Source organism: Candidatus Culexarchaeum yellowstonense (assembly GCF_024707025.1).
GTDB lineage: Archaea > Thermoproteota > Methanomethylicia > Culexarchaeales > Culexarchaeaceae > Culexarchaeum.
The window spans coordinates 1-8,383 of the sequence record NZ_JANGFQ010000063.1; the positions used below are offsets into that span (position 1 = coordinate 1).

Annotated in this window: 9 protein-coding genes; all 9 read right to left on the reverse strand. The window is 38.6% G+C overall.

From position 1 onward, the window contains the following. Positions 1–984, reverse strand: a 984-nt coding sequence (locus MRT15_RS07465) for a DEAD/DEAH box helicase (protein ID WP_304329385.1), incomplete at its 3' end; no start/stop codon positions are given. Next, entirely contained in the window at positions 981–2,765 is a 1,785-nt protein-coding gene (locus MRT15_RS07470; RefSeq protein WP_304329387.1) for an ATP-dependent DNA ligase, read from the reverse strand. The genes MRT15_RS07470 and MRT15_RS07465, both read right to left, overlap by 4 nt. Before the next feature lie 58 nt (positions 2,766–2,823). Further along, positions 2,824–3,852, reverse strand: coding sequence for a type II glyceraldehyde-3-phosphate dehydrogenase (locus MRT15_RS07475; protein WP_304329389.1), 1,029 nt, complete (start codon positions 3,850–3,852; stop codon positions 2,824–2,826). Positions 3,853–3,912: 60 nt separating this feature from the next. Further along, positions 3,913–4,932 (reverse strand): bifunctional phosphoglucose/phosphomannose isomerase, encoded by a 1,020-nt coding sequence (locus MRT15_RS07480; RefSeq protein ID WP_304329391.1) that lies wholly within the window; start codon positions 4,930–4,932, stop codon positions 3,913–3,915. Beyond that, entirely contained in the window at positions 4,932–5,507 is a 576-nt protein-coding gene (locus MRT15_RS07485; protein ID WP_304329393.1) for a hypothetical protein, read from the reverse strand. The genes MRT15_RS07480 and MRT15_RS07485 overlap by 1 nt, the downstream gene beginning before the upstream one ends. Continuing rightward, positions 5,488–5,715 carry a ferredoxin family protein gene (locus tag MRT15_RS07490; RefSeq protein WP_304329395.1) on the reverse strand — a complete coding sequence of 76 codons (228 nt, stop codon included), beginning with the start codon at positions 5,713–5,715 and terminating at the stop codon, positions 5,488–5,490. Before MRT15_RS07490 ends, MRT15_RS07485 begins: the two co-directional genes overlap by 20 nt. A 47-nt stretch (positions 5,716–5,762) precedes the next feature. Further along, positions 5,763–6,989 (reverse strand): hypothetical protein, encoded by a 1,227-nt coding sequence (locus tag MRT15_RS07495; RefSeq protein ID WP_304329397.1) that lies wholly within the window; start codon positions 6,987–6,989, stop codon positions 5,763–5,765. Positions 6,990–7,083: 94 nt separating this feature from the next. Beyond that, on the reverse strand, positions 7,084–7,611 hold the full coding sequence (locus MRT15_RS07500) for a nitroreductase family protein (protein ID WP_304329399.1): 528 nt from the start codon (positions 7,609–7,611) through the stop codon (positions 7,084–7,086). A gap of 42 nt (positions 7,612–7,653) precedes the next feature. After that, positions 7,654–8,383, reverse strand: a 730-nt coding sequence (locus tag MRT15_RS07505) for a transglutaminase family protein (RefSeq protein ID WP_304329400.1), incomplete at its 5' end; no start/stop codon positions are given.

Genomic DNA, 8,383 nt, shown 5'->3' on the forward strand with positions numbered 1-8,383 from the left:
AATTAATCTGAAGGTTAAAAGTTTTAGTGTCATCCTCCTCTTGCATATTGGATGTTCAATACAATTTTCATCTAGATGTTTTGATCCATATAATTTCCTTATTTCAGATTCCAATGCTGATACCTGTTTACTTAATGCTTTATACACTTCTAAGAGCTTCTGTGGTGTTTCCAGTCTAACTATGTAGAGTATTCTTGGGGGTATATGCTTCCTAATACTTGGATGCTCTAGGGAGAATACTTCTATCACATCGAATATCCTCTTCAATTCCGCTAATCTCGTTTTTGAGTGTAATTGTGGTGTGGCGCTTAAAGCTAGAACCTTTTTCCCACATGCCTTTGCAGCCATGAGTATTGCATATCCATCTGTTTCCCCAATATATTTCTGGCATTCATCTGCCACAACTATATCGTATGGGAATTCGAATTCCGCCACTTTGAATAGCTCCTTTAGCTGTATTAATCCTCCTTCCTCATTCTTCATCCTCTTTATTTCATCTTTGAATGGGTATAGGTGGTCGTTGGCGAATGTTTGGGGTGTGGTTACCACGAATCCTGCATTCCAAACCTTTAGTGTCATCCTCCTTTCAGGTGGTATGGCTCCGGATATGAAGTATGCATCTTTAACTCCAAGCTTCTCCCTTGCAAATATTGTTTGTTGTACTCCTAGGGGTACTGATGGAACTAGGAATAATATTCTTACCCCTCTTTCACAGCTCTTCCTTTCCAAGTATGCTCCTGCCACATATGTTTTACCTAAACCTGTTGGTAATCCAACTATCAACCCATAATCGTAGCTTACTATTTTATCTAGAATTTCCCTTTGAAATTCCCATAACGTGTACTTCCTATTTATCTTCACATACTGTTTTGATGGTATAATCTTGTTTGGGGATAATGTTTCCACCAGCTTTGTTATTGATATTGGGCTTTCATCTAGATACCTCTTATAATTCTCCCACCATTCATCCCTACTCTTCCTCATTGCTCCTCAATCTTCTTTAATTGCATCTTATACATTTCAATTATTTCCTTCACTGTTGTTGCATCTTCAGGTTTCTTGTCAGTTCTATATTTCCCCGTGAATCTTGGGAATCTTATGGCTAGTCCAGCTCCCTCCCTAATCTTATTTAATGCACATGTATGTATTGGGCTTAGGGTTATTTCTGCACCTAAAATCTCTAATACTATTGCTGGTGTGAACCATACATCTGCTTCCAATTTCGCATCCACCCTTGCATGTGGGTGTGGTATCTTGTATGGTTCAAGTATTGATGGTAGTTTTTCGAGATCTTCATCTGTGAATCCACTTCCAACTTTGCATACTGTTTTGAATGTATCTGTTTCATCATCGTATGCAGCCATTAATAGTGCTCCATAACTTCCAGCCCTCTTCCCCTTACCCCAAAATGCCCCCACAACCACTAAGTCCACGGTGTCCGTCATCTCTGATTTATAGTCTCTCTTGTATTTTATCCATAGCCACCCTCTAGCTCCAGCTTGATATATGGAGTCTGATGCTATGGATTTGCATACAAGCCCTTCACATCCAATTTCCACTGCTTCCATGAAGAATTTCTCGAGTTCTTCAGTGTTCTTTATAATCTTTGATGTGGCTATCTTTACCCTCTCCCCCTCTACAACTATTTCCTCAAGCTTCCTCCTCCTCTCCAAGTATGGTTTGTCGAGCATTTCCTCTCCATCAACGTATAGTACGTCGAATAGGAATAGTGTTACTGGATACTTCTCCATAGCTTCCTCTATACCATACTTCCTCCTCCTATGCATTAGTTCTTGGAATGGTAGGAATTCTCCTGTTTGTATGTTTATTGCTACAGCTTCCCCCTCCACCACAGCTTCCTTAGCCTTCAACCCCGACCTTATTAGTTCGCATACGTCTGGGTAGTGGTGTGTTATGTTTTCACTCCTCCTAGAGAATAGTATAACATTATCTCCACTTTTATGGGCTTGTATCCTTTCACCATCATACTTATATTCTGCTGCAAGACCTCCACCAAGCTTCTCCATAATCTCCTTTGCATTTGAGAGTCTCTCTGCAAGCATTGGTCTTATGGGTCTACCGATGACTATCTTTATTTTATCCATTCCTCTAAGCCCCTCCTCCGCAAGTCTCCTTGCAACTTCCCCTAGATCGTTGGATACGTTGTATGCTCTCTCTATCTTTGCCCTTGCATCCTTTGATTGTGCAAAGGTTATTGCAAGTGCATCTAGGATTGTCATGTCAGCAACCCCTAATCTAAGTCTTCCTGTAACGGTTCTCATGATGTACTTTCCCTCCCTCGGTGTAGCCTTCTTAAGTATTCCGGCAAGCAATCGTATCTTCTTGTCTTGAGCCCCCTCTCCAGATGTTTTTGCAATTTCATCTAGGGTGTTGTATACTTCTAGAACTGTGAGTTGGGTTTTCTTACTTGATGATAGGAATTCTGTTAGAGTCTTTATCTTCCTCCTCTGTAAGGCGTATTCTGCAACAAGCCCTATATCCCCAGTTTCACTTAGCTTATCTTCCAATTCACTTATAGTTATGCCGCTGGCTTCTGATAGAGCTCTTAAAGCTAATCTCTCAGCTAATCCAATTTCAATGCCATAGTAGTCTGGGTATAATTTACCTTGCGTGAGGTAGATTACCTTATCAATAACTTCCTTAGGTGTCTTCCTCAGCAAATTCACCAGTAGATCTGTCATTTCAAGCCTCTTTGTGGTTGCCTCTATCTTCTCATATACATCAACAATTTCACTATACAGCATAATCCTCCAAAATACATGTTGATTTAGTAATATAAAAAATATTATTGTTTGTTTTTCCCTACTTTGCTATTCCAAGGGATTTATCGGTTTTCTCAATACTCTTCCATCCATCCAATTCCAGTTCAGTCATGGCTCTTATGGCATCTATGTTTTCAGGTATCACTATTGCTTCATTGTGTACTTGCATTATCCAGCATATTTCACCATTATCTATTGTTATGCTCTCCTCCCATATTGCCACTTCCCACATGTCTGCTCTAGGTCTAAGTATATCCCTATGATACTCTATTATGGCTTGTAATCCATCAAAACCATCACTTGCCCTGAACAATCTTATTCTGGGAGCTTTATTAAATGCTTCTATCACTTCATCCCTACTTGGAAGTCTTTGAGGTTCAACCATTACGAAGTGTAGGTGTGATAATGTTACTGGCACATTACATGCCAATGTTATTATGTTTAGGTCTGGGATTACAGTCTTGGCGTCTGGACCTTGATGTGATGGTATTTTAACCTCTGGAACCACTGTGTTCAGTGGTCCTTGCCTTGAACTCTCCCATGGGTCGCACCCCCTCCTCACGAGTACAGCCCTCGCCCTCTTAATTCCAAACTCCCTCTTAATGGTGTTCAGAGTCCTACATAGGCCTGTGGTATTACATGAAACTACCCTTACAAAATTCTTCCCTATTGCTTGTTCATAGTTGCATTGTGCTACGAAGCTTACCCCAGCCACTTCATGCTTCTCTCCACCTTGGAATATGGCTTTCTTCCCATACTTCTCGTATAATGCCTTGTTTTTGGCTCCCACACCCTTTGGTGTGCAATCAACTATTATATCAACCTCCTTCAACAAGTCTTCCAGTGTCCCCTTAACATTTATCCCTGCAGCTTCCATCTCCTTCCTCTTCTCAGGGATTGATGCGTATACATCATACCCCTTTAATGAAGCCACTTTAACTCTATAATCGTAGGCTATGTCTGCTACTCCAACTAGCTCCATATCGTCTTGGAGTTTTACTGCATCTGCAACCCTCTTACCTATAACACCATAACCATTTACTCCAACTTTAACTACCCTTTTTGGCATTTATATTCACGCCCGTAAATATTATTGTTTGAGTTTGTTTATAAGAATTGCTATATTTATCTACATATATATTGAGCTTCGAATTCTCCCCTTCAAATAATCTATTAAGTTAATCTTTCTGGCGTCAATCCCCTTCATATTGGCTAACTCTATCGATACCAAGTCTCCAATGTATATTGCTGAAAATATATGGCTTAATACATTATTCCCAATGGCATATATCTCTTCCACGGTGACACCTTTCCGTAGAGCTATCTCCTTTAAAGTATTCATCGAAATTTCAATCAATTTCTCTTTCACATTATCTTCCCTAATAATTACCATTGCAATCTTCTTCAGTATTTCGGGATCCTCCTCCCATTCCATTATTGCATTGTGGCAAGCTTCAGGTATAACTTCAACCTTCGCTACAATTTTGCTATTCTCATTTAGTGATTGTTTGAATCTTATGGCTGCTGGGGTTAGTGGTGTATAAGTGAATATTGATATAATTTTCCCATAGATTCTCTCAGCCAACATTTTAGGAACATTATTTTCCCTCAACCCCTCCCTCACTTTGTAAATTGTTTTTATGCATTCGTCCAGTTGATTCAGTTGCTCACTTCCAATAATCTTTGCCTCAACTAAAACCTTTATTGTTGCTGTGAATAGGTATGGTAGGGATTCCCTCGGTTGACTGAATATTTTTGGAATTTTAATGTGTGGTAAGCCTTTCTCCACAGCCAACTCCATGAGTCTTCCACCACTAGATATGACTGCAACCTTATACCCTTCATAAATGGCCTTCTTAGCTGCCATCAATGTTTCCTCAGTGTTTCCAGAGTAGCTTACCAGTGTGATTAATGTCTTCCTGCTTATATTTCTTGGAATTATGATTTCATTATATGAGTGGACATTCACCCCCCATTCATAATTCAACCATTCTGATGTTATTCTACCAGCAATACCTGAACCCCCCATACCGAAGAATGCAATTCCATCAATTTCTGGGGGGATTTCACCATTCAATTTTAACTCCCTTAACGCTTTCTCCATGAATTCTGGCATGTTAAGTATGGTTTCATACATCTCCTCATTCATTACTCAACACCCTTAATCTTCTCATATATTCTTGTGAAAGTCCATTTCGATGCATTCCTAATCCTAATCTTCCTATCTTCACTAATAACGTTATTGATAATTATTTCGCTAATGTAATCTCCATCCTTCTTTATCATGTAATTTAATGCTTCCTCAGGCTTTATCTCCCCCCTATCCACTTTCTCCTCATCTTCTGCCTTCATCTTCTCCAGAACTCCACTTATTAGGAAATTTTGTAGTAGTGGAACATTTGATGGTATCTTCTCTTCAACTTTTATTCTCATCACCTTCTTCATTTCTTCAAAATAGATTGTTGCAATCCTCTTTTCGCCTTCCTTATCTTTATACGTTATTTTTGCATATTCAACTTCCCTTTTCCCTCTTCCCTCTATAGCCTCCCTCTTTTCAATTAACTTGTCTGCTGATATGAAGCTTCTTTTGACAAGTTCTTCATCTATTATCTTTATGCAGTCTCTTAACAGTTTAATTTCCGCTTCCAATTCTTCAAGTCTCCTAGTTAATATCCTCTTTGCTTCAGCAAGTCTTTCTATTTCCTCATTCCTTTCCTTCAACATCATCGTCCTCTAATACTGTTATGGCTTGATCTGGGCAGTATAATTCGCATTGATGGCATAATATGCAATCATTTTGTCTTACTGGTATTGGTGTATGATATCCTCTTTCACTAAATTCCTTTGACATTTCAAAAACCTTCTTTGGGCATATTTCCACGCATATTTCGCATCCCTTACAATAATTTTTGTTGATCACTATTCTTGGCATTTAGAATCACATTACCTACATTACCACGTATTGTTTAAAATTCTTTCCTACATAAACTTGTCTAAAACCTTAATTAAAGTTCCCTTAACCCTATTTATTACGCTACCCCTAAAGTTAACCTTTTCAAGATTCCATGATCCACCCATATATCTAATTACGAACCCTAATTCACCATACCTTTCCAACTCCTTGATTTTTGAGAGTTTCTGTATTAATTGTGAGGTGCATGTTGCTTCTTCATCTTCCATTGCTTTCATTAATTTTGATGTTTTCATGTCAAATATTACATTTTTATCTCCAAACCATGCTTCTGAGTCATCATCTTGGAATATGTATACCATTTTCACCCCCCTACTTTTAGCCTCCTTCTTAATGGCTTCTGCTAAACCATTTATCCTCGCAATTTCATCTGCTTCACTTAAAACCAAAGTTTTCCCATGATTATTGATCGACCTTATTATGCTCCATGTGAGAAACGTTTTTAATGGTTTATATATTTCATTTGTTATGTTGCATAGGATTATTGGGAACTCTTCCTTTTCAAGCTCCTTCAACATTCCACTATCCTTATCTTCCACCATCCTACCAATTACCTCCGGTTTTATCATTTCGATAATGTTGTTCATGAGTTGGCAATCTTCATCCTCCTCCTTATCTTTCATGTTTATTATTGTTTGTATTAGTGCTAACCCTTTTGGAGCGACCATTATTGGATTCATGATCATCCCACCAACTATTCCAGCAACATTTGTTATTACATTGATTTTCCCTCCATCCCTCATCATCTTCTTCAATTCCATCTTTATTTTCTCATGAATTTTTGGTGGTGTGTGTAGCATCATCATTAGATTGCTTAATTCTTCCACATCATCCAAATTCATTATATCCTTCCTTATTTCCTCCTCATACTCTCTGTTTGCTCCATATGCCATAATTATTTTTGAGAATATACTTGCAGATTCCCTTATCTTTTCCACACTAATCTTTAAGTTCTGTGCTCCAGGTATTTCAAGGTCTTTATTTCCAAATTGGAATATTTTCGGTTTCTTCCCCATGAACTCTGAAACTTCGAGCATCAATTCCACTGAGATTCTATTTGAATCTAAAATGGTTATTCCACTCAATTTCCCTGCAATGTTTATGGCTAGAATCTCTGGTATTACCCTTCCATGAGTTTTCGGAGCATGTATCGTTAGGTCTTCCCAATATAATCCACCATAATTTAAAATTTTCTCAGCAATTTTCTTATGCAACTCTAGCAGTTCTTCACTCATTGAATTTCATTTATATTTCTAGGTATATATTTCACCTACCAATATGTCTGTGTAAAATTCCTTAGGGGTACACGCATGTATTCTTTTAGTATTCTCAGTACTTCTCGTAATGTATTAGTTTTTGTATGGGTATTCTTGGTGGCATTGTTGGCCTTTCATCTGGTTTACCTATGGGTATAATTGCCACCGGCCTCACACCAATTGGTATGTTTAGAATCCTCCTAACTTCATTTTCATTGAATGCTCCAACCCAGCATGTTCCATATCCCAATGAGTGGGCCATTAGTAGCATGTTCTGTATTGCTGCAGCTGTGTCTTGTATGCAGTATAGCGTTCTCCCCCTCTCACCATATCTCGATGCACTCCTCTCCTCATTTGCACATACAACTATTATTATGGGGGCTTCAGTTATCCATGTTTGATGATATGCAGCCTCCGCCAACTTATTCTTCGTATCTTCATTTTCAACTATTATGAATTCCCATGGTTGCCTATTTCCAGCTGATGGAGCATAAGTTGCTGCTTCGAGTATTTTCCTCAAATCCTCCTCTGAAACCTTCTCCCCCCTCTTAAACCTCCTTATACTCCTCCTCCCCCTTATAACATCCATTATTGAGCTCATGGTTCATCAACAATATTATATTTTGGTGGCAGTCCTTATAACTTATGCTGTAGGCTTCCTCCTTGAAATCTTTATGTATATGATGGTCATGGATGCTGCTAGTGTTATGAGTAGTATTACTGCTCCCATGGCTATTGGATCTAGAATTATGTTTTGAGTTTTCGTGACTTGTGGGTTTATTGAGTACTCCTCCTCCCAATTCAAGTTGTACTTTTCAAGTTCCCCTATCCAATCATTTAAATCCATTATATAGTCTCCCTTAACAAAGTTTTCCGTTATTATGGTTTTTGCTATGTATAGTGCCCCATTGGTTATGTGGTCTAATGGGTTTATGCTAATGAGTTTCCCTCCCTCAATCTTGTATGGGATGTAGTATGTCATGTCTACATTTATCCATCCCCATGGTGGTATGTAAACTCTAGCCCATGCATGTCCCCCAGCATTTCTAGCTATGAGTTTATATCTACCATTGAACATCGTTTCATTGTAACTTCTCCCTTCGAGATATATGAATGCCATTTGTATGTATGCTGGTATCCCCACCGATCTGCACATGGCTACTAGTAGGTTTGATTGGTCATCGCAGTCTCCAACCCCCTTAACTATTGTTTCATCTGGGTATTGTGGCATTCTAGCTCCACTTGTAAATGGTATTTGAATGTTGTTTTCAATCCATTGAATCATAGCTATAAGCACTTGTAGGGCATTGGTCTTGTTTGCTGCTAGATTTCTTGCAATCCTCTGAGCTTCCAAACTCTTATTCCATAATCCA